This window comes from Paenibacillus sp. J31P190, from assembly GCF_059692075.1.
In genome coordinates this window covers 66,436-87,216 of the sequence record NZ_JCAUAS010000020.1, presented here as the reverse complement: position 1 = coordinate 87,216, position 20,781 = coordinate 66,436, and the positions used below count along the sequence as shown (strand labels likewise).

General features: G+C 47.0%; 25 protein-coding genes. 17 read left to right on the top strand and 8 right to left on the bottom strand.

What is annotated here, in order from left to right:
- Positions 1-2: 2 nt before the first annotated feature.
- The 3 genes from AC58U0_RS27670 to nadE all read left to right on the top strand — a co-directional run bounded on the left by AC58U0_RS27670 (position 3) and on the right by nadE (position 1,930).
- Positions 3-389 (top strand): DUF3905 domain-containing protein, encoded by a 387-nt coding sequence (locus AC58U0_RS27670; RefSeq protein WP_497382076.1) that lies wholly within the window; start codon positions 3-5, stop codon positions 387-389.
- Positions 390-510: 121 nt separating this feature from the next.
- Entirely contained in the window at positions 511-948 is a 438-nt protein-coding gene (locus tag AC58U0_RS27665) for a BrxA/BrxB family bacilliredoxin (RefSeq protein ID WP_029194512.1), read from the top strand.
- Positions 949-1,120: 172 nt separating this feature from the next.
- Positions 1,121-1,930 (top strand): NAD(+) synthase, encoded by an 810-nt coding sequence (gene nadE / locus AC58U0_RS27660; protein WP_497382075.1) that lies wholly within the window; start codon positions 1,121-1,123, stop codon positions 1,928-1,930.
- A 59-nt stretch (positions 1,931-1,989) separates the two neighbouring features.
- Here the strand turns inward: nadE and AC58U0_RS27655 are convergent, their stop codons facing one another.
- Positions 1,990-2,967, bottom strand: coding sequence for an aldo/keto reductase (locus tag AC58U0_RS27655; protein ID WP_497382074.1), 978 nt, complete (start codon positions 2,965-2,967; stop codon positions 1,990-1,992).
- 277 nt (positions 2,968-3,244) lie between these two features.
- On the opposite strand from AC58U0_RS27655, the gene acpS reads away from it, so the two are divergent.
- Entirely contained in the window at positions 3,245-3,631 is a 387-nt protein-coding gene (acpS, locus tag AC58U0_RS27650) for a holo-ACP synthase (protein ID WP_060646893.1), read from the top strand.
- A gap of 8 nt (positions 3,632-3,639) precedes the next feature.
- On the opposite strand, the gene AC58U0_RS27645 is transcribed toward acpS, so the two are convergent.
- Entirely contained in the window at positions 3,640-4,116 is a 477-nt protein-coding gene (locus tag AC58U0_RS27645; protein WP_497382073.1) for a c-type cytochrome, read from the bottom strand.
- A gap of 324 nt (positions 4,117-4,440) precedes the next feature.
- A complete protein-coding gene (locus AC58U0_RS27640) occupies positions 4,441-5,103 on the bottom strand; it encodes a hypothetical protein (protein ID WP_497382072.1) in 663 nt (220 codons plus the stop codon).
- 99 nt (positions 5,104-5,202) lie between these two features.
- Between AC58U0_RS27640 and mutY the strand changes: the two genes are divergently transcribed.
- On the top strand, positions 5,203-6,327 hold the full coding sequence (gene mutY, locus AC58U0_RS27635; RefSeq protein WP_497382071.1) for an A/G-specific adenine glycosylase: 1,125 nt from the start codon (positions 5,203-5,205) through the stop codon (positions 6,325-6,327).
- A 21-nt stretch (positions 6,328-6,348) separates the two neighbouring features.
- Here the strand turns inward: mutY and AC58U0_RS27630 are convergent, their stop codons facing one another.
- On the bottom strand, positions 6,349-7,032 hold the full coding sequence (locus tag AC58U0_RS27630) for a Crp/Fnr family transcriptional regulator (RefSeq protein WP_057303463.1): 684 nt from the start codon (positions 7,030-7,032) through the stop codon (positions 6,349-6,351).
- A gap of 277 nt (positions 7,033-7,309) precedes the next feature.
- Here AC58U0_RS27630 and AC58U0_RS27625 point away from each other — a divergent pair, with 277 nt between their 5' ends.
- Positions 7,310-7,945: a LysE family translocator gene (locus AC58U0_RS27625; RefSeq protein WP_497382070.1), complete on the top strand. Its 636-nt coding sequence runs from the start codon at positions 7,310-7,312 to the stop codon at positions 7,943-7,945.
- A gap of 213 nt (positions 7,946-8,158) precedes the next feature.
- Here AC58U0_RS27625 and AC58U0_RS27620 read toward each other — a convergent pair whose 3' ends face one another.
- The 3 genes from AC58U0_RS27620 to yfhS all read right to left on the bottom strand — a co-directional run bounded on the left by AC58U0_RS27620 (position 8,159) and on the right by yfhS (position 9,558).
- Complete coding sequence (locus AC58U0_RS27620) at positions 8,159-8,398, bottom strand: hypothetical protein (protein WP_497382069.1); 240 nt, start codon at positions 8,396-8,398, stop codon at positions 8,159-8,161.
- A gap of 257 nt (positions 8,399-8,655) precedes the next feature.
- Positions 8,656-9,267, bottom strand: coding sequence for a superoxide dismutase (locus tag AC58U0_RS27615; protein ID WP_029194504.1), 612 nt, complete (start codon positions 9,265-9,267; stop codon positions 8,656-8,658).
- 84 nt (positions 9,268-9,351) lie between these two features.
- Positions 9,352-9,558, bottom strand: coding sequence for a mother cell protein YfhS (gene yfhS / locus AC58U0_RS27610; RefSeq protein WP_497382068.1), 207 nt, complete (start codon positions 9,556-9,558; stop codon positions 9,352-9,354).
- 281 nt (positions 9,559-9,839) lie between these two features.
- On the opposite strand from yfhS, the gene AC58U0_RS27605 reads away from it, so the two are divergent.
- From AC58U0_RS27605 to AC58U0_RS27560, 10 genes are all read left to right on the top strand, one after another.
- Positions 9,840-10,271 (top strand): GNAT family N-acetyltransferase, encoded by a 432-nt coding sequence (locus AC58U0_RS27605; RefSeq protein WP_497382067.1) that lies wholly within the window; start codon positions 9,840-9,842, stop codon positions 10,269-10,271.
- A 141-nt stretch (positions 10,272-10,412) separates the two neighbouring features.
- A complete protein-coding gene (locus tag AC58U0_RS27600; protein ID WP_057303467.1) occupies positions 10,413-10,967 on the top strand; it encodes a DUF402 domain-containing protein in 555 nt (184 codons plus the stop codon).
- Complete coding sequence (gene lepB, locus AC58U0_RS27595; RefSeq protein ID WP_497382066.1) at positions 10,968-11,567, top strand: signal peptidase I; 600 nt, start codon at positions 10,968-10,970, stop codon at positions 11,565-11,567.
- A gap of 47 nt (positions 11,568-11,614) precedes the next feature.
- Positions 11,615-12,790, top strand: a complete 1,176-nt coding sequence (gene queG / locus AC58U0_RS27590; RefSeq protein WP_497382135.1) for a tRNA epoxyqueuosine(34) reductase QueG — start codon at positions 11,615-11,617, stop codon at positions 12,788-12,790.
- 5 nt (positions 12,791-12,795) lie between these two features.
- The gene (locus AC58U0_RS27585; protein ID WP_497382065.1) at positions 12,796-13,350 is read left to right on the top strand and encodes a methylated-DNA--[protein]-cysteine S-methyltransferase; all 555 of its coding nucleotides are present in this window, start codon (positions 12,796-12,798) and stop codon (positions 13,348-13,350) included.
- 17 nt (positions 13,351-13,367) lie between these two features.
- The gene (locus AC58U0_RS27580; RefSeq protein WP_057303471.1) at positions 13,368-14,399 is read left to right on the top strand and encodes an HD-GYP domain-containing protein; all 1,032 of its coding nucleotides are present in this window, start codon (positions 13,368-13,370) and stop codon (positions 14,397-14,399) included.
- A gap of 91 nt (positions 14,400-14,490) precedes the next feature.
- Positions 14,491-14,700, top strand: coding sequence for a YneF family protein (locus AC58U0_RS27575; protein WP_036632513.1), 210 nt, complete (start codon positions 14,491-14,493; stop codon positions 14,698-14,700).
- Between the two features lie 192 nt (positions 14,701-14,892).
- Complete coding sequence (locus tag AC58U0_RS27570; RefSeq protein ID WP_497382064.1) at positions 14,893-15,471, top strand: TetR/AcrR family transcriptional regulator; 579 nt, start codon at positions 14,893-14,895, stop codon at positions 15,469-15,471.
- Between the two features lie 29 nt (positions 15,472-15,500).
- The gene (gene folE / locus AC58U0_RS27565) at positions 15,501-16,088 is read left to right on the top strand and encodes a GTP cyclohydrolase I FolE (RefSeq protein WP_056833970.1); all 588 of its coding nucleotides are present in this window, start codon (positions 15,501-15,503) and stop codon (positions 16,086-16,088) included.
- A gap of 605 nt (positions 16,089-16,693) precedes the next feature.
- Entirely contained in the window at positions 16,694-18,013 is a 1,320-nt protein-coding gene (locus AC58U0_RS27560; RefSeq protein WP_497382063.1) for a deoxyguanosinetriphosphate triphosphohydrolase family protein, read from the top strand.
- A 349-nt stretch (positions 18,014-18,362) separates the two neighbouring features.
- Here the strand turns inward: AC58U0_RS27560 and AC58U0_RS27555 are convergent, their stop codons facing one another.
- Positions 18,363-19,382 (bottom strand): alpha/beta hydrolase, encoded by a 1,020-nt coding sequence (locus AC58U0_RS27555; RefSeq protein WP_497382062.1) that lies wholly within the window; start codon positions 19,380-19,382, stop codon positions 18,363-18,365.
- A 530-nt stretch (positions 19,383-19,912) separates the two neighbouring features.
- Between AC58U0_RS27555 and AC58U0_RS27550 the strand changes: the two genes are divergently transcribed.
- Positions 19,913-20,656 (top strand): IclR family transcriptional regulator, encoded by a 744-nt coding sequence (locus tag AC58U0_RS27550; protein ID WP_497382061.1) that lies wholly within the window; start codon positions 19,913-19,915, stop codon positions 20,654-20,656.
- Positions 20,657-20,781: the final 125 nt, after the last annotated feature.

Sequence of the window (20,781 nt, the reverse complement as noted above, 5' to 3'; positions counted from 1 at the left end):
AGATGGCCAAATCAGCTCAGGAACAGAGCAATCAGAACCAAAGCGATCTCGATCCGTTCGAGATTGAATTTCTCCCTCAGTTTGAGCAAGGGCGCGGTCCGCGAGAAGCTTTTGTGAATGAGCATGGCGTCGTCATCGGCGACCATGAGTATGAATCGGACAATTCCCCGCTAGAGCAATGGACGGCTGAGACCGACCCTGCGGTCATGGCCGGAGATGAATGGGTTCATCCTTTTAAGGATATTGGGTTCCAAAGTGCCGAGAATCGCGAATATTTTGAAAAAGGTATCGTGCCGCAAAGCGGAATTTTCACGCATCCGGATAAAGATGTTTCCTACGATCCATACAAGGAAACTATAAAGAAGAAGGAAGATGAAGCGGAAGCGTAAAAGCTTTCGCTTTATTTCTATTTGGGACTTTGGACTTTGCTTTCGCGGCTATCGGATGTATAATATAAGTTGTAACGATTACGTTTTGAGAGTAACTAATAAATCCTAAGGGGTGGCACATATGGCAATGTCTTTTGATTCCTACATGAAAGATATGGTTAAACCGATGAGAGAAGATTTGACTCGTCTGGGTATTACAGAGCTTCTTACACCTGAGCAAGTAGAAGAAGCGATTGAAAAATCGAAGGATGGCACGATGCTGTTAGTCGTCAATTCCGTTTGTGGTTGCGCAGCCGGCCAATGTCGTCCAGGAGTAGCCAAAGCACTTCAAAACGATACACTGCCAACATACACATACACCGTGTTCGCTGGACAAGAGAAGGATGCAACAGCAAAAGCGCGTGAATTCTTGGCGCCATACCCGCCATCTTCCCCTTCTATCGCATTATTCAAAAATGGTGAACTCGCTCACTTCATTCAACGTCACCAAATCGAAGACCGCTCCGCGGATATGATTGCTGGCGACTTAATTAGTGCCTTCAATGAATTCTGCAAATAATAAATAACTTAAATATGATTCGGAAAGACCCGCCTTGCAGTATTTGCAAGGGGGTTTTTTTGCTTTTAGGAGCCATGTCCGATGGATTGACCTTTGAAATTTCAGGAATGAAAGTCTATACTAGTGCTTAAAGAATGAATGGTTTCAAACTATAGAAAAGGTGGAGAGATGCATGAGTTTGCAAACGGAAATTATCGCGAAGCTCGGCGTTAAGCCGGAGATTGATGTGGATGAAGAAATCCGCAAACGTGTGGACTTTCTGAAAAGCTATGTGCTGGGTGCGAATGCAAACGGCCTGCTGATTGCGATCAGCGGCGGCATCGACAGTGCTGTAGCTACGGGATTATGCAAGCAAGCGACGGACGAGCTGACCACTGAGAAGGGCAAAGAGTACAAAACCGTCGGTGTGTTTCAGCCATACGGTCAGCAAGTGGATATTGAGGATAGCTACGCGGTGGCAAAAGCTTTCGATTTGAAATATCAAATCGAGAATAATATTGAAGAAGCTGTCGACGAAATCGCCATTGAAGTCGAGTATGGTCTCAAGCATATCGGTGTTCATCAGCATGTAAGCCGCGGCGGCAAAGGCAACATCAAAGCGCGGACACGCATGGTTATGCAGTATGCACTTGCTTTTGAACTTGGCCTGATCGTTGTAGGGACAGACCATGCATCTGAAGCGATCACTGGCTTCTTCACCAAATATGGCGACGGTGCGGTCGACATTACGCCGCTGAGCACGCTGAACAAGCGTCAAGTGCGTTCATTGGCCTCAAAGCTTGGCGTACCGCAAAGCGTGTTGGATAAAGCTCCGACAGCCGGACTTTGGGACGGCCAGACGGACGAGAACGAACTGGGTATTACATACGGAGATAACAGTGACTATCTTGAGGGCAAGCAAATTGATCCGGCTGTGCAAGAGAAGCTGGAGAAGCAATATTTGAAAACGGAGCATAAACGAATCCCGATTCCGGGTGTGTAGGGCTTCATACAAAACAACCCCCGACCAGACAAGGTCGGGGGTTGTTATCGTGAACTAACCTATGGCATCGATTGGCCGCGGGAGCTCGTATAGAGGGTGTACCACTCTTCGCGAGTCAGGGATTCGGCTATTCTCACGGCGTCTTTGCAAGCGACAATGCGCTCTGCGGAAGACGTACCGATAACCGGTTGAATGCGAGCAGGGTGCTTCATGAGCCATCCGAGCACGATGGATTCCGGTTTAGTTTCATATTTGTCGGCTAATGTCTGCACGAGAGCCGTTGTTTGTCTCACAGTTTCAGGTGCGTCATCGAGACTGCCGCCAGAAAACTTTCCATTGGCAAGAGGGCCCCAAGCCTGGATTTGAATGTCTTGCATTTGGCAATGCTCCATGATGCCATCTGCGAAATTGGTATCCAAGCCAGCCTTCTGGTTGACTGAAATACCTTGATCCAGCCAGTCTAGACGGGCTAGGCTCATTTCCAATTGATTCACAACAAGCGGTTCTGGCAATGAATTTTGAATGAAACGAATTTGTGCGGAAGACATGTTGGATACACCGAAATGACGCACTTTTCCAGCTGATCTCAATTGATTAAAAGCTTCAGAAATCTCTTCCGGTTCCATAAGCGGGTCTGGACGATGCAGCAAGAGAATATCCAGATGTTCCACGCCAAGACGCTGCAGAATGCCATCAACCGAGCTTATGATATGGCTTTTGGAGAAGTCAAAGCGAGTTGGAAGCACGCCGTCACTAGGACGAATGCCACATTTGGATTGCAGAATGATTTGGTCGCGCAGATCAGGTCTTTGTTTGAGGATTTCTCCGAAAATAGACTCGGATTTGCCTTTTTTATAAATATCAGCATGATCGAACATCGTAATACCAATCGACAATGCAGCTTCTACAGCTTTTTCAGCGATGATGAAATCTTCCTTTGTATAAGGAGTCGTATTCCATTCCCCGCCAATTCCCATACATCCATAGACGACTCGGCTATTTGATATTCCACGTTTCTCAAGTGGCATGATTCTCATTATGTTTGGCCTCCCAGCTTTTAGTCTATACCCAGTATACCCCTTGTCGAGGCTCGGCATAAGAGCTGAAAATAGTGTAACTTACTTACCTCGAAGTAAGCGTTGGGGGAGACATGAAGAACTAGAGAGAATAACATGATCCAATTCACATCCATAAGAATGAACAAGGATAGACTAGGGGCAAGTACAGACAAGCTCTTACTCCCCCTTGACCGCAAGCAAGGAATCATGTAAATTGTACGCACAACGTTGCAAGAAAAGTGGGGCTTAGGTGTCTATGATTATTGGAGTCGGAACGGATTTAGTTGAAATTGCACGGCTTCGCAAAATGTTAGAGGGTTCGACGGGTGAAAGGTTTCTTGAGCGGATTCTGACGCCTCAGGAGAGAGAATTGGCGCAGAGGAGGCGTGGGCGACTTGCTGAGTTTGCTTCAGGCCGGTTTGCTGCTAAGGAGGCCATTGTCAAAGCGATTGGCTGCGGCATCGGCAAGCAAATTGGCTTTCAAGACGTCGAGGTGCTGCCGGATGAACTTGGCAAACCGATATGCCGTGTGAACGAGGCAGCGCTGCTGCGGGCAGGCTTAATAGGCAGCCACCGCATCCATATTAGCATAACCCATACGGAATCGATGGCTGCCGCCTATGCAATTGTGGAGAAAGTCTAAATCGGCGACTACTTCTTCGAATTGAGCCACTCGGATAGAAGTCCGATATCCTCTTCGGAAATCTTGGTATTATAGACTGGCATGCCGCCTCCGCCATTCTTGATCTTGTTCGCGATTTGCTCGCTGCTCAGTCTGCTGCCGACCTTTTGCAAATTCGTCTTAGGGCCGACTTTGCCAGCAAGATCAACGCCGTGGCAGCTGATGCACTTGTTCGTTGTGAAGAGCTCCTGCGCCTTCACGAACGCAGGGTAGCTCTCGGCTGCCGCAGTTGCTGCCGGTGTCTTCGTGGCGGCGCTGCCACCCGAAGTACCACCGCCGCACGCGGCCAGCGCTAGAACCATCGGCGCAATGACGAGCGCGCCGATGGTCCTAAACCGCCGTGCTGCTTGCAGTGGCGGTCTAGATGTTATGCCGGATTGCTCATCCTCCGGCATCCGATATCCGTTCAGGCTTGCGCGAGTGCAAGCCTTTTTGCTTTGTTCCATAGTGAGCTTCCTCCTATGCTGGGATTAATTCTTCGTTCGTCCACTATATTCCAAGTTGGGCAGCATCAAGCTTTGACAGACGGGGAATAGGGTGGGCAAGGCGGTAGATTTCCCGTAAGATGCAAAAAGTGCAGCAAATAATCATTTATTTTCTGATTTGAAGAGTTATCATGCATTTTGTGCATCTAATTTCCACATTATTGCTGAAAATGGTGGCAATCCTCTGTATTAGATGCACTTTTTGCATGTTCTCTTCTGAAACGGGAGGTGTAGCCAGAATTTGATGCGCTTTTTACATCATTTTTGCATTTCTGCTCATTCCGCTTACCGTCCCCAAACACGCAGCATATACCCGCTTAGAATAAGGCTAATGCCGCCCATTCCTTCCAGCACAACACCAGAGTAACCTAAATACCATACGCCCATCAGGGCAGACAAGGCGAACAGCCACAAGCCAAGGTAAACCAGCGGTCTACCTAGCAGGAGTCCGACCTGCACGAACCCGATGGCGAGAATGAACGCTCGCAGCACTGGCGCGAAGAGCGGGCTAACAGCGCCAATGGCCTCGAGCAGAGCAACGGCTGCAATGAGCATCGCTCCAGGCAGCACTAGAAGGGCTGGATGTCCCCAGCCGTTGCGCTCACCAGCACTTGCGCCTGCATGTCCATCCGAGCCAGCTGATCTTTCACGCGCGCCTTCAGCAGAGCCAGCCCTAAATTCCTTGCGCAGGCTCCATATCTGAACCAAGCTGGCCACAACCGCTGTGATAAAAGCCGCTTGCTTCAACCAATCCAAGTCGCGCCAATAAATCGCAAAATCGACAAGCGCGCTGAACATCCATTCCGCACCCCAAATGAACAGAAGCGGGATTAATGCGTTAGCTTGACCGATCCAGGCTTTTCTTTTATTCTCCAAGTCCTGCTGCTTTTTATTCTCCAAGTCCTTCTGATTCGTATTTGCCAAATTTGTTTGTTTTGAGTTTTGCATACATTCACCTCTAGTTTTATGTTCCACACTTCTCGTATAATGGAAACATGTCCATTCATTCATTATAACTGGAACGTGCCCCATAGAGAAGGAGAGCTCATGTACAGCGAAGAACAGAAAGTTTATTTTTCCAAAAATCTATTGGATTGGTACCAAACGCATAAACGGGATTTACCATGGCGAAGAAGCAAAAACCCTTATTATATATGGATTTCCGAAGTCATGCTGCAGCAAACCCGGGTGGATACAGTGATTCCGTATTTCCATCGCTTCGTCGAGCAATTTCCAACGGTTGAGGCATTGGCAACTGCGCCAGAGGAGAACGTGCTTAAGGCATGGGAAGGGCTCGGCTATTACTCGCGTGCAAGAAATCTTCAAACGGCAGTCAGAGAAGTTCACGAGCGCTATGACGGTATCGTCCCCCAAAATAAAGAGGAGATATCCTCGCTCAAAGGCGTCGGCCCCTACACATCAGGAGCGATCCTCAGCATCGCCTATAATAAACCTGAACCTGCCGTGGACGGTAATGTTATGCGAGTCCTGTCACGCTATTTTCTAATTGAAGAAGATATTATGAAGCCTGCAACCCGGACTAAAATGGAGAAGTTGGCACGCGAACTCATTCTAGAAGGTACCGCAAGTGACTTCAATCAAGCATTGATGGAGCTTGGAGCTATGGTATGTACACCTCGTTCACCGCACTGTTTGACGTGCCCTGTAATGGCGCATTGCTCCGCGCGTGAAGCTGGGATGGAAGAAGCCCTGCCTATCAAAAAGAAAGCCAAACCTCCGCGTCCAGAACTGCGTGCAGTGGCTTTAATAGAAGGTACGGGTGAAAACGAAGGGAAATGGTTGATCAGGCAGCGTCCGCAAGAGGGATTGCTCGCTCGTATGTGGGAGCTGCCGCATGTGGCTTGGAAGTCTGAAGGATGGAATACGGATGAGGATAATAGGACTGAGCTCCGTCAAGCCCTTGTTGATCAGGAACAAATCGGTATTGAGCCTAACGAGTGGTTCATGGATACTGAACATATTTTCAGTCATATTGTTTGGAAAATGAAAGTATACCGCGCTAAGCTAAGCAACTCTAACCGCCTAAGTACTGGAGGGGAATGGATCCCTTTTCATTATCGCTGGGTAGGCCCGGACGAGCTCGATCAATACGCTTTTCCGAACGTTTTTATACGGATTATGAAAGAGTGGCAGGAGAGAAACGAGGCATAACTTTCTCCGCTTTCTCTTTTCTCATCGAATCTCGCTCTTAATGGCATCCACATTTCTTAATGTGATTAATTTTTTATCAATTTGTATAAGTTCGTCATCGAGGAGCTCCTGCAGCACCTTGGTTACAGACTCTCGCACAGTGCCAACCATATTAGCTAGCTGCTGATGTGTAAGTTTTACATTAATCAGAAGACCTTCCGGTGTAGGAACACCATGCTGCTCGGATAGGCGGATAATGGTCTTCATAATACGAGAGCGAACCCCTAAGAACGTAAGGTCGTAGATTTGATCATTGGCCAGACGCAGTCGTCCCATCGTGGTTTCTAGGAGCTTTAAGCATAGCTTAGGGCTCTTTTCCATGAACTGAGTGAATACCGTACGTTTAAGGACATAAAGTGTGCAAGACTCCATCGTTTCGGCGGTTGCTGACCGAGTATGACCGCTGCCTATCAAGGACATTTCACCGAAAAAATCCCCATCGCGAAACAGAGCTAGAATAATTTCCTTGGCTTCATCCAAGCGATATATTTTCACGACACCTGATTTAATTAGAAATAATTCCTCGCCTTCATCACCCTCGAGAAAAAGAATTCCGCCCTTTTTTGCTTTTTTTTCTGTGAATAAAGGGGCAATTGCCTGTAAATCTTCTTCCGAAAGCTCTTGAAATAAGGGGACATTTTGGAGTAAAGAAACGATTGTTTTCACCAGGTATTCATCTCATTTCGGCCATATTAAACGACCAGCTGTTCGCCAGATGCCGGATTCACCTGTAATTAGGGAAACTCCAAGGCATAAGGGTAGATCGCGATGTTGCCCTCGGATCAGCTTGACCATGTCTATATCGTACAGCTTTCTGGTGTTTGCGTAAAGAACTTCCAGCGCGTGATGTGCGGGGATGGCTTTGTGTTTGAAAATTAAAAATCTTTCTATTTACAACTTGCCTTAATATGATAAGATCTTAAAAAAAGATGGGGGTGCGAATATGTATGGAATAATTAATTATGAGGTATTCTTGCTAACTGGAATTCTTCTGAATCTTATTCCTGGTGCAGACACAATGTATATTGTGGGAAGAAGTATTTCCCAGGGGAGAAATGCGGGTATTTATTCAGTGTATGGAATTATTAGTGGCTCTTTAATCCATACATTACTAGTTGCTTTTGGTTTATCCATCATACTTACAAAATCACTTCTCCTATTCAATATCATTAAAATAGTTGGAGTTATCTATTTAGTTTATCTTGGCATTCGAATGTTACTTGATAAATCAAATGTAAACTTTAGTGCTGCTTCTGAGTCCAACAAACAAAACATCAGTAAAATATATATGCAAGGGCTTGTGACCAGTCTTACGAACCCGAAAGTTTCTTTATTTTTCATTGCCTTTCTCCCGCAATTTATTGACAAAAAGGCTTCTGGGCCTATCCCATTTATTATTCTAGGACTTACATTTACGTTCACTGGATTGCTATGGTGTCTCTTTATTGCCTATTTTTCTTCGCACCTTACAAAAAAAGTAAGAGGAAGCGCAAAGATTGGCACGGTTTTAAACAAAATAACGGGCATTATTTTTATTGGAATGGGATTAAAGCTGCTTCAAACCAAGGCTCCTCAGTAAATTCTCATATGTTAATAAAATAGAGCCAATCCAAAAACGACCCCTCAGGGGTCGTTTTTTTTGTTGTATAGGAAATTATGATTTTCTGCTTCTGTGGATAAAATGTTGATAATGTTGTGGATAAGTGTATTCTTCAACCTCAGGGTGATTTTGTTCGGGCATGAACGATTAAGCGCCTTTTCTGCCCTTTCACAGTACGGACGCGCATGACGGTCAGGTGAGAAGTCGATTTCCGACCTCTCGGACATTGTCAACGAGCATCAGCTCACCGAGCTCTCGCTGAAAGCGCGGTTTTCGCGCGTATTTGTTCGGGCATGCAAGAATAAGCGCGGTTTTCGCGCTTATTTGTTGCTTAGCAGAAACTGCTGGCACCTTTACATAATCCATTGGATTATATCCAATGAATTTCCCATTCAGTCCTAACCATGACATATTCCATTGGATTATATCCAATCGAACTCCCACCAAATGCTAATATTCATGGAAAATCTTAGATTCCATTGGAGTTTATCCAATGAAAGTAGGATATCCAAAGTCTGAATAGGTAATTTATTGGATTTTGTCCAATGAAATTCAGATACCACCGCGTGTTAGATCCAGTTTGTTCTATGAACTTCATACTCTATATAACCAAACTTATGCTAATAGTGTTCCGTACCATGCAAACAAAAAAAGCGACCCCGAGAGGTCGCTTTCTCTATGCACAGATATTACTTCGCAGCGTCGTAACGTTTGCCAACTTCGTTCCAGTTCACAACGTTCCAGAAAGCCGCGATGTAGTCAGGGCGTTTGTTTTGGTAGTTCAGGTAGTAAGCATGCTCCCATACATCAAGACCAAGGACCGGCGTTTCGCCTTCCATGATCGGGCTGTCTTGGTTAGGCAAGCTGTATACTTTCAATTTGCCAGCTTTGTCAACAGCTAGGAAAGCCCAGCCAGAGCCAAAACGTGTTGTAGCTGCAGCAGCGAAGTCTGCTTTGAATTTGTCAAAGCCGCCAAGCTCGCTCTCAATAGCTGCTGCTAAAGCGCCAGTAGGTGCTCCGCCAGCTTCTGGTCCGATAGTTTCCCAGAAAAGGGAGTGGTTTGCGTGTCCGCCACCATTGTTGCGAACAGCTGTACGGATATCTTCAGGAAGGCTGTTCAGGTCAGCGATCAGGTCGTTTAAGGATTTGTCATGCAGAGCAGGGTGTTTGTCCAGAGCTGCATTCAGGTTGGTTACATAGGCGTTATGGTGACGATCGTGGTGAATTTCCATCGTTTTTGCATCGATGTGTGGCTCAAGTGCGTTGTTCGCGTACGGAAGAGCTGGTAATTGATGTGCCATTGTATAAATACCTCCTAAAATTATGTAGTTTCAACTTCATTATGAAGGAATTTCGATAATAAAGCAACATGTATGTTTACTAAGTCAGACGCCGCGGCGCTCAATTTCCTGGATGATTTGACTGTGAATATGGGTTCCTTGTTCATTGAGCCAAGGGGATAAATCACTCATAGCTCTGTGATTATATTGGAGCTCGATTTCCGTCCATTCACTAGGCTTCATTGAGCTCAATTCCTGGAAATCACGTATATTTCGTGGGTATGACCCCGCGGAATCATCTTTGTTAGACATAGATTCACCTCCCATTCCTTGCACATCCTTCTATAAAATCCGACGTTAGCATGATTTTTATACATGAGTACATATCTTTTAGACAATATATTTGCTAAATTTTTGAAACAATTTGATGAAAACGCTTGCATTTAAGCGCTTTCAAGAGGAAAATCGAAAAAAACTAAGTTTTTTGTGAATTTTGACACATTTTTAGCAGGATTCCGCACTTTTTTGTCGTATTTACTACTTTACCAAAAAATTATTCCTAACAAATAAAAGTGGAATTGGGAGAGAACCGTATGCACGTTCGTTCATTTCAGCTTGGTGATACCTCTTCGGTGAAGACACTTCTGCAGGATGTTTTATCGGAAACCTGCTATGAAGAAACAATTGAAGCATTTGCACGTCAACTATCATGGGATACAGAACTTGTTTTAATCGCTCAAGAAGAAGAGGAAGTTGTAGGCATGATTATCGGCACGATTGATAATAACAATGGCTACTACTATCGGATCGCAGTTGCAACAGAGTATCAACGCAAAGGTATCGGTAAAGCTTTGATCGAAGCAATGAAGCAAAGGTTCCTTCATCGGAACGTGAAGAAGATTATGGTAACAGTGGATGTTCATAATGAAATGGTGCTGCCTGTGTACGAGTCTGCTGGTTACAGCACATCGGACTTTTCTCGTACTGCACATCGCCTTAGCATTGTGAAGAAAGTCAGTGTTTAACGGATCGTTCGGATATCCATGAAATGAATAGATTTGGAACGAGGGAAGCATATCTGTGCCGCCATTGCAATTGGGGGTCAGATATGCTTTTCTATATAATATGGGAACTTTTCGGCAGCAATGAATAGAGGAGCTTTGGACATGGATAACTTCGCGCCGTATGTGATAAAAAGCTTCAAACATGATGGACATCTTCACCGGATGTGGCTGACGAATTGGCGGGTACCGCAGCACATTCTTCATGCCGATCATCAGCAGCAAGAAATGATGGTGTTTATTAATAGCCAGACGAAGATTCAGGAAGCTGACGGCAAGGAGTGGGTTAGCCGCATTCCAGGGGTATCTTTTTTTATTCCTAAAATGTGGTTTAATATTGTTGCACTTATAGAAGAAACAGGTGTTAGATACTACTGCAATGTCGCATCTCCACTGTATGTGACCCAGCAAGTCCTGACTTATATTGACTACGACCTTGATGTTATCCGGATGCCGGATCGTTCCGTGCATATCGTAGATCAAGATGAATATGAACGCCATAAACTGAATTATCACTATTCTTCTCTAGTGGAAACGAAGGTGAAGGAAGGTCTTGCAGCTTTACTCGCGCTGGTGAACGGGGACAAGCCGCCGTTTCAAGATGATATGGTTATGTATTATTACGAGCAGTGGGAAAAGTATAAGAACGGAGGAGCATAAATGAGCTTCTTTGTAGGACGAAGTGAATCGAATAAGGCAGCTTCTCAGCCTAAGAACTATCATGAGGCTCGAAGCCTAACCCATGAGCTATGGGATTGGACGAAATCCATTCTTGTAGCTCTTCTTGTCGTTATTCTCGTACATCAATTCGGATTCAATCTCTCCACAGTTCGAGGTCACTCGATGCAGCCCACCTTGCAGGAGGGGGAGTGGTTGTTCGTGAATAAGGCCATTACGTACCTGAAGGCACCCAAACGCGGAGAGATTGTCATTCTCAAAGAGTCAGAGGAGTTTGTTACAGTGACACATCCTTTCTTGGTTAAAAGGATTGTCGCGATTGCAGGCGACGAGGTGCAGGGCCGAGCCGGATATTTGTATATCAACGGCGACAAGATGGAGGAGCCGTATACAGATACGCTCATCGAGGACGGAGACTTTGGACCGACACGCGTCGGGCAAGGCCACGTCTTCGTGATGGGCGATAACCGCCATGCGGCGGCGAGTGGCGACAGCCGCAGGTTCGGGGCTGTCCCGATCGGCCAGATCCAAGGCCGGGCTGAATATGTGCTGTGGCCATTCGCGATGGCCACGAAGCTTTAAGATAACGGACGCAAAAGAAGAGAGAGGTGAGAGGGTTGGCGGTTTCCATAGCAGCAGGAACAGATGCGGACTGGCGCAAGCTACAACAAGAGATCGTGGAAGCCGCGTCGTCCCTCGGTATTGATAAGATCGGCTTCACGTCAGCGGAGCCGTTCACAGAACTGAAAGATATCCTTCTCCGCCATAGGGAGAAGGGTTTTGAATCCGGCTTTGAGGAGCCGGATATCGAGAAGCGGGTACATCCGAGCTTAAGCTTCGACGCGCCGCAGTCGATCATTTCCATCGCTGTTGCGTACCCGTCGAAACTGCCGAACCCTCCCCGATCCGAGCCTGGGGCTTATCGGGGGATTATTTCGCGCTCCTCATGGGGGAGCGACTACCACGACGTGCTTCGCGATAGGCTCGCGAAGCTGGAGGCTTTCATCGCGCAGCGCGTGCCTGACGCGAGGCTAATGAGCATGGTCGACACCGGTGCACTGGTCGACCGCGCCGTGGCCGAGCGGGCTGGGATCGGCTGGAGCGGCAAAAACTGCGCCGTCATCACCCCCGAGTGGGGATCGTGGGTTTATTTGGGCGAAATGATCACGAATATACCGTTTACATCCGATACATCTATTATGGATCAGTGCGGAGACTGCACGATTTGTATCGATGCTTGTCCCACGGGAGCACTGGTTGGACCGGGGCAGCTGAACTCAAGCCGCTGCATCTCCTTCATCACACAGACCAAAGGCTATGTCGATGACGAGTTTAAGCTCAAAATCGGCAATCGCCTCTACGGCTGTGATACCTGCCAGATCGTCTGTCCGAAGAATAAGGGCATGAACTGGACGCACCACCCAGAGCTCGAGCCTGACCCCGAGAAGGTCAAGCCGTTATTAATCCCCTTGCTGACCATGTCGAACAAGGACTTCAAAGAACAGTACGGGCGCATCGCAGCGTCCTGGAGAGGCAAGAAGCCGATCCAGCGCAATGCGATTATCGCGCTCGGGAATTTCAAGGACAGTTCAGCTGTACCCGTCCTTGAAGAGCTGCTGCTGACCGATCCGCGCCCTGAGATCAGGGCTACGGCAGCGTGGGCGCTAGGGCGGATTGGCGGCGAAGAAGCATCGGCTGCTCTCGATAAAGCCCGAGCAGCCGAGCAGGAACCCGCTGTTAGGCAGGATATCGAGAAGGCGCTCGACGGTATAAGCCATTCTATAGCTGATATGGGGGAGAAATAGCAGATATGACACAGCAACAGACACAAGCTGCGACCGTACTTTCCTATACGGAGGTAACTTCTCCAATAGGTCCTCTTGTTCTTGTATCGACCTTACAGGGGCTCTGCAAGGTCGATTTCGGCACCTACGAACATAACCGAGAGAAGCTGCAGCAATGGGCTAACCGCTGGTTCGGCAGGCATGAGCTGCAAGAGAATGCAGCACGGCTCGAACCGGTTGTGAGGCAGTTGGAGCAGTATTTTAGAAGAGAACGTTTAAGCTTTGAGGGTGAACTGGAATTACAAGGAACTGAATTTCAGAAACAAGTATGGACAGCATTGCTTTCTATTCCATATGGAGAGACAGCTTCCTATAAACATATTGCAGAAGCCATAGGCTCTCCGAAAGCAGTTAGAGCGGTTGGCGGAGCTAACAATAAAAACCCAATTCCCGTCATTATCCCCTGTCATCGCATCATTGGCGCTAGTGGCGACCTTGTCGGCTACGGTGGAGGTCTCCCTATTAAAGTGCTTTTGCTCGATTTGGAACGAAGCCCGAATACGGTAATAACTAATAAATAAAACGTGGAGTGAATCCTATGAAATATGTGCATTTGGATTCCGTTGAGCCGGGTCAAATTTTGGGCCGAACGATATTTGCCAGCAATGGAGCAATTTTGCTTTCAGAAGATGTGCATTTAACGGTGTTTATGATTAACACGCTTAACCGAATCGGAGTCACAATGATTTACATCAAAGACCCGAACCTAGAGGATGTAGAAATCCCAGAAATCCTTTCGGATGAAACCAAGCGTATCGTTATGCAGCAAATGGGTCAAACGTTCGCAGCTATCCAGTCTGGTAAGGAATTTAACTCGCGAGCTATGAGTATTTCGATTAATACGCTGCTGGATGAGATCATGAAAAATCGTGATGTCCTCGTACAGTTGACCGATATTCGTACGCAGGATAACGAGATGTACGTTCATGCAACGAATGTCTGTATGATGGCCGTGCTCATTGGGATTAATATGGGATTCAATGGAACCCAATTGAAGGAGCTCGCCATTGGTGCGCTTCTGCATGATGTGGGTAAGGTGGAACTTGTTTGTGATGATGAATCGCCCGACATGAAGAAGCATCATACTTGGCGCGGCTTCGAGCTTCTGAAGAACAAGCGTGAATTCAGCCTGCTTATAGCTCATGTAGCCTTCCAGCATCATGAAACGCTTAACGGCCAAGGAGTTCCGAGAGGACTTATGAGTGAAGATATTCATATTTATGCGAAAATAACAGCCGTCGCGAATATGTACGATAATCTCCTCTTTGATGTCTCCTTAGGGCGTCGTATGCTGCCGCATGAGGCTTGCGAGCATATGATGGCGGTAGCGGAGACCCAGCTTGATCGCGATGTCTTGATCCAGTTTCTGAAAATCGTCTCGATCTATCCCACGGGAGCTTCCGTTCGTTTGTCCAATCGGGAAACGGGTGTCGTGGTCGGACAGCATAGAGGACTGCCAAGCCGTCCGATTGTGCGAATCGTGAAGCAAAATGCGACGGATAAAGAGCTGGATATCAAAGAAATTGATCTGGCCAAGCATACGACTGTTTTCATTGAACAGGTTCTGTAATTAAGGGGTAGTCATTTGTAAAAAGATCAACAGAAATGATATGATAAGGCAAGCAATTGATACCAATTTGTACATTCAGGGGGCATAAAATATGTGGAGTTATCTGATTCCCATTCTCACGTTAATTGTTGGCTTGGTCGGTGGGTTCTTCATCGGCGTATTTTATTTAAAAAGACAGCTGGAATCCATGCAGAACAATCCAGAAATGCTGCAAAAAATGGCTAAGCAAATGGGCTACAACATGAACAAGCAGCAGCTCAACAAAGCGCAGCAAATGATGAAAAACCAAAAGTGGAAATAAGACGTAGGGTTAGATTAACTCTTCAAAAGGGCTTTGCTGTTTAACCGTACGAACGGTGGGCAGCACGAGCCCTTCCTAATATATAATATAGGGATCTAATATAGGGATCTTTGAGTGTAGCTCAAAGTCTCTCCTAATGTGAGTGTAGCTCAAAGTAGGACATACCAGTACTATTCAGAGGTGGCTCAAGCGATGGCTAGCAACAAAGACCGCATCATGGAAGCTGCCATGGATTTATTTCACGATCATGGTTTTCAAGGAACGGGTCTGGAAGATATATTGACGAGCAGCGGGGTATGCAAGAGCAATTTTTACTACCATTTTAAAAGTAAAGAAGAACTGGGTTTGAAAGTTATTGAGCGTAAGGTGCAGGAGATGCGGCAGTCTGTGATGGAGCCTAGTTTGGGTAATGCGCAATTATCACCGAAACAGCGGGTACTGGCATTGTTTGAACGCATGCTGGCCTTTTGTGAGGAGCATGAATGCCGCAGAGGCTGCTTCTTCGGTAATCTGGCGTTGGAGCTGAGTGACAGCTCTGAGGAGCTGCGTAAGCCGTTGAGCCGCTTTTTCAGTGAGCTTACGGCTGAGGTAGAATCCTGTTTGCAGGAAGGTAAGAGACAAGGCGAGCTGCTGCTGCAGGGGTTAACCCCAGTGGAGCTGGCGACCCCGATCGTATCCCTTCTGCAGGGTGGGATGCTGCTCACCAAAACGCACAAAGACACCAGAGCGCTTCGCGACAGTATCAAGGTTTTGACCGTATGTATGGGGTAGAGGATAAGAAAGAGGAGTGATATAAAAAGATGGCGTCCATTGACTACAAAAATACAAGAGTTGCTGAGAATCGGGAGCTGATTGAACAGCATGTCCGAGAGATTTTACGGCTGATTGGCGAAGATGTAGATCGGGAAGGCTTGTTAGACACACCTGCTCGCGTAACTCGGATGTATGAAGAAATATTTTCGGGCTATGAGGCGAATCCGCGCGATGTGATGGGTGTAACTTTTGATGAACAGCACGAAGAACTGGTTATTATTAAGGATATTATCTATTACAGTCAATGCGAGCATCATATGGCGCCCTTTTTCGGGAAAGTGCATGTAGGGTACTTACCAAGCGGCAAAGTGGCTGGACTAAGCAAATTTGCTCGTTTGGTTGATGTGATCACTCGTAAGCTGCAGGTGCAGGAGCGGATTACTTCAGAAATCGCCGACATTCTAGATGATGTGCTGAAGCCGCACGGCGTCATGGTTGTCGTGGAGGGAGAACATATGTGTATGTGCTCCAGAGGCGTGAAGAAATACGGAAGTCAAACGATTACCTCAGCTGTTCGCGGTTCTTTCCGCTCGGACTCGACACTTCGTGCTGAATTTCTGTCTTTGTTAAAATAAGCAGTGCGTACGAGGGATGTGCATGGAGACAATAGTCTTGTGCAGCATCCCTTTTTTTGTTCTGGAAGCGCTGCATGACTTGTTGCGAGGTAGACGATATAGTATTATTTTACCACATAAGAAAGTTTGAGTTTTCGGCCTTTCGATAAGTGTAGAATTAGGAAGGCAAGTTGTATAGCGTACAACAATTTCTTTGATTTCTTTTGAAAAAGCTCAAGATGTTGTATGCGGTACAACAATTTAGCCATTTTATAAGTGATAGCTCCTTTTGCCTGAAATTGTTGTATTTTATACAATCTTCGTTTGAAAAAAGTGGTTTAGCCTGCCTAAAGTTGTAGAATTTACAACATTACTCGGATTAGCAAGCGGTCGTTTAAACATATACGTCTTAGGCGTAATTTGCGCTGCATCAACCTTTACTCAGACTCTTGACTAAGGAAGGCGTAAGCTGGTTATTTTGCATAATAAATATCCTCAAGTGACTATCGTACATGCTTTAGCATAAACTGATAGGAAACATGAAGAGGTATACGGAGTGGCAAATTGGACAAAGAGACTAAGAACTATACCGGGCGTCCGGCAACAGCACTAGAGGAGGCAAGCTTATGAACAACATACGAAAATATCGGCCAGGTGAGGCTGGTTCCTCTAAATTGAGTGAAGAACGGGATGAATTTGAGCGGGATTATGCGAGGTTAATTCAATCTCCGACCTTTCGTCGGCTGCAGGGGAAGTCGCAGGTGTTCGGCGCAGGATCAGGTGATTACTATCGAACACGTCTAACCCATTCGCTCGAAGTTGCCCAAATCGCCAGAGAAGTAGCGAAGCGGTTAGAACGGACGAATCCTTTTTTGAGTAAAAGAGAGCATCCAGGCTTGATCATTGATCCTACCGTCGTCGAGTGTGCGTCGATCGCTCACGACTTCGGTCACCCGCCTTTCGGGCATAAAGGGGAAGAGGTTCTGAATCATATTCTGATGAGGGATCATGGTTTAAAATATGAAGGCAACGCCCAAAATTTCCGCATCCTGATGTTTCTCGAAAAAAGAGCAGGCAGTGAAAGCGGCCTGGATCTCACAGCCGCGGTGCTTCTTGGCATTAATAAGTATCCATTTTTGATCGAGGAAGAAGGACGACTTAAGGGTGTCTACGCCTCCGAGTGGGAAATCATTCGTGATCTTCGCTCACAATGGAACATGCCGGAGGGCTGCTCGACCTTGGAGGCACAATTAATGGATTTATGCGATGATATCGCATACTCCACCCACGATATTGAAGATGGTATTCGTGCTGGCAAAATTCAAATGAACGCAACCTTTTTTGAGGATCAAAGACTGATTCGTCATGTGGTCATGGAAATATTAAATGATCCCAACAAGCATAAATTCGGCTGGGAGCAAGTCAATATCGAGCAAATGGTCAGGCAAGTTCTGTCGGACTATCTGGAGCAATGGGAGCAAATTTTCTCAGAGTGCAACGGGGAAGAATCGCGTACGCGCAGAGAGATGAAAGCCCGCTGGGTGAGCTCTTTCGCGAGTAGTCTGGACATTATAGATGATCCTGACCGAGGCTGGAAAAAGGTTGCGCTCGTGAAAGACGGAGCCGAGGATATGAGTTTGCTGCGCACGATGGAAATTCTCAAGAAGCTTGCGTGGGTCACGTTGATCAAAGATTTCCGGGTGCTGCGCCTGCAAAAACGCAGCGAGATCATCGTCGAGCGCCTGTGGGACAGCTTCATCGACAAAGAGAAGGGGCAGTGGATCATGCCTCCCGACTGGATAGATAGCTACGAACGCCGTAATGGCAACTGGAGCTGGCCGCGTTTCGTCGCGGATTACATTTCCGGTATGACCGACGCCTACGCGGAGAAGGTCTACGCCGAATTGTTCGCAAGCAAATCCGGCTCGATTTATGAGATGGATTAGTTGGGTGAAACGATGCGGAAATGAGTAGCGTGGTATAAAGTATTTGCATGGGATTTTCGCGATGTTAGAAGAGATGGAAGATGTGAAAAGTGCAGCAAATTTAGTCTATATCGACGATTTCAAGAGTACAAGTTGCAAAAGGTGCATTTAAATCGACCGATTCGGCCTATTTATGGCTAAATCTCAAGTATTTGATGTACAAAATGCATCTTTGTTACCTCGAATGAAGAATAGACGATAATTTGCTGCACTTTTTGCTGATGTTGTTTGTAGACCCAGTCAGGTGCTGAACATACGGCAGAATCACGTTAATATAGGCAAAAAAATATCGACCCGCGAGGGGCCGATTTTATAGGGAGGAGGGAATACCAAGGTTAGCTTGCAAGGGAGTAGACGAGATACCGTTAAGGAAATTCATCGTTCGGCGCATATACGTCTTGGGCTCTGCTCGGTACAGCAGCTCATGCTGCGCTTTTGGGATAATCCATAGCTTGGATTCGGAGTCCTTTTGCTGCTTGAACATATCCTCTACCATGCCATAGGGTGCTTTGTAATCTTCGGTACCATGGATGAAGAAGATTGGCATCGGATAAGCTGTTGAGGTTACTTTGTTGTAAGGCACCTCTTGCAAGCTTACGCCATTGAGCAGAGGGAAGAATAAGCGTACAAGCGGTAGAGATGGAAATTTAGGCACATTAACGACTTGCTTCATATTATGATAGAGTGTATCCGGATTAAGCAAAAAAGTGCTGTCCAGAATCATCCCCGAAATATCGTTGCCACTTTGAAGAGCAGTCTGTAGTGCTGTTCCTGCTCCCATGGAGAAGCCCCAAATGTAGATAGGACCGCTGGATACCTGCTTGATATAGTTGATGGCGCCAAGCAGCTCTTGCGATTCTTGAATGCCGCCGGTCATAATTCGTTTACTGTTAGGGTGCACATAGCCATAATCGAACATAAGTACATTGTAGTTTTGCAAATGAAGTTCGCGGGCTAGGTTGTAAATGGGAACCCAAAGTTCTTCGCGATTGCCGCCGTAACCGTGGGAGAAGATTACCGTTTTGTCGGACTTACCAGGTATGAACCAGCCGTCTAGGTTTGACGAACCATTCAGACTTGGGAAGGTTACATCGTTGTAGGGAAGACCAACGGCCCTCAGCGGATCCGAATGAAGCGGGTCAATATGCGGTCGAGCCAGTGTCCAAGCAATATAGGCGTGAAAACCAAGAAGTAGAGAAGTGCATAGGATTAGAAATGAGATGAGGATGGTGAAAACCAGCCTTTTTTTGCGCAAAAGCGGTCGGGTGACCACTTGCTCGAGTGTGGGTTGTAGTGAACCAGTTCCAGGGGTTAGAGATGTTGTTGACATCGTAGTACCCTCCCTCCATTAAAATTAGTGAGATTATGCTTCTGCGGGTTAGAGGTTAAAGGGAGAATAAATTGTTTAAATATTCAGATAAGTATTCTATTAACTTAATATTATTCTGAATGCGCTTACAAGTCAATGAGGTTGCGCTAATTGTAAGCCCTTTGTAATCGTCCTGTAACAATGAGAAAACGGACGTTTGACCATATATAGGGATCTTTGGTCAAGACCAAAGTCTCTCCTCTTAGGGATCTTTGGTCAAGACCAAAGTCTCTCCTCTTAGGGATCTTTGGTCAAGACCAAAGTTCTCCTCTTAGGGATCTTTGGTCAAGACCAAAGTCTCTCCTCTTAGGGATCTTTGGTCAAGACCAAAGTCTCTCCTCTTAGGGATCGTTGCTCATACCAAAATCTCCTCTTTAGAGATCTTTGTGACCAAAGCTCTCCTTTACGGTTTGAACGAGTTTCGGTATACTGAATATAACTGAGTTTCATATAGTGAAACTTTCTCACACGGATGAAAGTGGTGTAAAGCGATGGAAGATGGCAAGCTGACAGTGCGTGCTGTAGAGCGCGCTTTAGATATTATGCTTTGTTTCACTGGGGCGTCGGAATTGACGCTGACCGAAATAGCAAGTCGTGCTCAGCTTCACAAAAGCACGGTGCACCGCCTTCTGGCATCCCTAGAAGGCAAAGGCTTCATTATGCGCGACGGCTCGTCGGATAAATACAGACTTGGTTATCGGCTGTGGGAGTTGTCCGCTAACCTCTCCAAAGAAGGAGACCCCGGCATCATTCTGCTGCCGGAAATGGAACGGCTGCGCGATCAACTCGGCGAGACGATCTCGCTGTACGTGCAGGACGGCCTGGTGCGCGTACGCGTCCAAGCCGTACAGAGCAACCACGCCATTCGCCGCGTTGCCCCTGTCGGGGCGCGAATGCCCTTATACGTCGGCGCCTCGAGCAAGGTGCTCGTCGCCTTCGCTGAGCCAGCGCTGCAAGAGCAGCTTCTAGCCTCGGCCGATTGGCCGACGGGGCTAGATCAGACTGCGTTCCTGCAGCAGCTCAGCGACACCCGACGCGCAGGCTTCGCCACGAGCGTCGAAGAGCGCGAACCCGGTGCGGCGGCTGTGTCTGCACCGGTTCTGGACCGTGGCGGCCGGCTTGTGGCCGCCCTCGCGGTCTCGGGCCCAGCGAACCGGCTTACGCTGGAGCTGATGCAAGAGCAGGCGCCGCTCATTGTGGAGGCGGCGCGGCGTATGGGAACGATGCTGCGCTAGCGCATCGTCTTGTTATGCGGCTTCGTGCGGGCGCGAAGCCGCGGCCCTTACCCGTCATCCGTCGTTAGGATGACGGATGCTTTGCTTCTAGGAGGTCATACTAGAAGAGGGAAAGGGAGTGGCAA

What these genes read in the sequence shown, in the direction of transcription:
- AC58U0_RS27670 (WP_497382076.1), top strand. Translation starts at nt 3, where the DNA reads ATGGCCAAATCAGCTCAGGAACAGAGCAATCAGAACCAAAGCGATCTC.
- AC58U0_RS27665 (WP_029194512.1), top strand. Translation starts at nt 511, where the DNA reads ATGGCAATGTCTTTTGATTCCTACATGAAAGATATGGTTAAACCGATG.
- nadE (WP_497382075.1), top strand. Translation starts at nt 1,121, where the DNA reads ATGAGTTTGCAAACGGAAATTATCGCGAAGCTCGGCGTTAAGCCGGAG.
- AC58U0_RS27655 (WP_497382074.1), bottom strand. Translation starts at nt 2,967, where the DNA reads ATGAGAATCATGCCACTTGAGAAACGTGGAATATCAAATAGCCGAGTC.
- acpS (WP_060646893.1), top strand. Translation starts at nt 3,245, where the DNA reads ATGATTATTGGAGTCGGAACGGATTTAGTTGAAATTGCACGGCTTCGC.
- AC58U0_RS27645 (WP_497382073.1), bottom strand. Translation starts at nt 4,116, where the DNA reads ATGGAACAAAGCAAAAAGGCTTGCACTCGCGCAAGCCTGAACGGATAT.
- AC58U0_RS27640 (WP_497382072.1), bottom strand. Translation starts at nt 5,103, where the DNA reads ATGCAAAACTCAAAACAAACAAATTTGGCAAATACGAATCAGAAGGAC.
- mutY (WP_497382071.1), top strand. Translation starts at nt 5,203, where the DNA reads ATGTACAGCGAAGAACAGAAAGTTTATTTTTCCAAAAATCTATTGGAT.
- AC58U0_RS27625 (WP_497382070.1), top strand. Translation starts at nt 7,310, where the DNA reads ATGTATGGAATAATTAATTATGAGGTATTCTTGCTAACTGGAATTCTT.
- AC58U0_RS27615 (WP_029194504.1), bottom strand. Translation starts at nt 9,267, where the DNA reads ATGGCACATCAATTACCAGCTCTTCCGTACGCGAACAACGCACTTGAG.
- yfhS (WP_497382068.1), bottom strand. Translation starts at nt 9,558, where the DNA reads ATGTCTAACAAAGATGATTCCGCGGGGTCATACCCACGAAATATACGT.
- AC58U0_RS27605 (WP_497382067.1), top strand. Translation starts at nt 9,840, where the DNA reads ATGCACGTTCGTTCATTTCAGCTTGGTGATACCTCTTCGGTGAAGACA.
- AC58U0_RS27600 (WP_057303467.1), top strand. Translation starts at nt 10,413, where the DNA reads ATGGATAACTTCGCGCCGTATGTGATAAAAAGCTTCAAACATGATGGA.
- lepB (WP_497382066.1), top strand. Translation starts at nt 10,968, where the DNA reads ATGAGCTTCTTTGTAGGACGAAGTGAATCGAATAAGGCAGCTTCTCAG.
- AC58U0_RS27585 (WP_497382065.1), top strand. Translation starts at nt 12,796, where the DNA reads ATGACACAGCAACAGACACAAGCTGCGACCGTACTTTCCTATACGGAG.
- AC58U0_RS27580 (WP_057303471.1), top strand. Translation starts at nt 13,368, where the DNA reads ATGAAATATGTGCATTTGGATTCCGTTGAGCCGGGTCAAATTTTGGGC.
- AC58U0_RS27575 (WP_036632513.1), top strand. Translation starts at nt 14,491, where the DNA reads ATGTGGAGTTATCTGATTCCCATTCTCACGTTAATTGTTGGCTTGGTC.
- AC58U0_RS27570 (WP_497382064.1), top strand. Translation starts at nt 14,893, where the DNA reads ATGGCTAGCAACAAAGACCGCATCATGGAAGCTGCCATGGATTTATTT.
- folE (WP_056833970.1), top strand. Translation starts at nt 15,501, where the DNA reads ATGGCGTCCATTGACTACAAAAATACAAGAGTTGCTGAGAATCGGGAG.
- AC58U0_RS27560 (WP_497382063.1), top strand. Translation starts at nt 16,694, where the DNA reads ATGAACAACATACGAAAATATCGGCCAGGTGAGGCTGGTTCCTCTAAA.
- AC58U0_RS27555 (WP_497382062.1), bottom strand. Translation starts at nt 19,382, where the DNA reads ATGTCAACAACATCTCTAACCCCTGGAACTGGTTCACTACAACCCACA.
- AC58U0_RS27550 (WP_497382061.1), top strand. Translation starts at nt 19,913, where the DNA reads ATGGAAGATGGCAAGCTGACAGTGCGTGCTGTAGAGCGCGCTTTAGAT.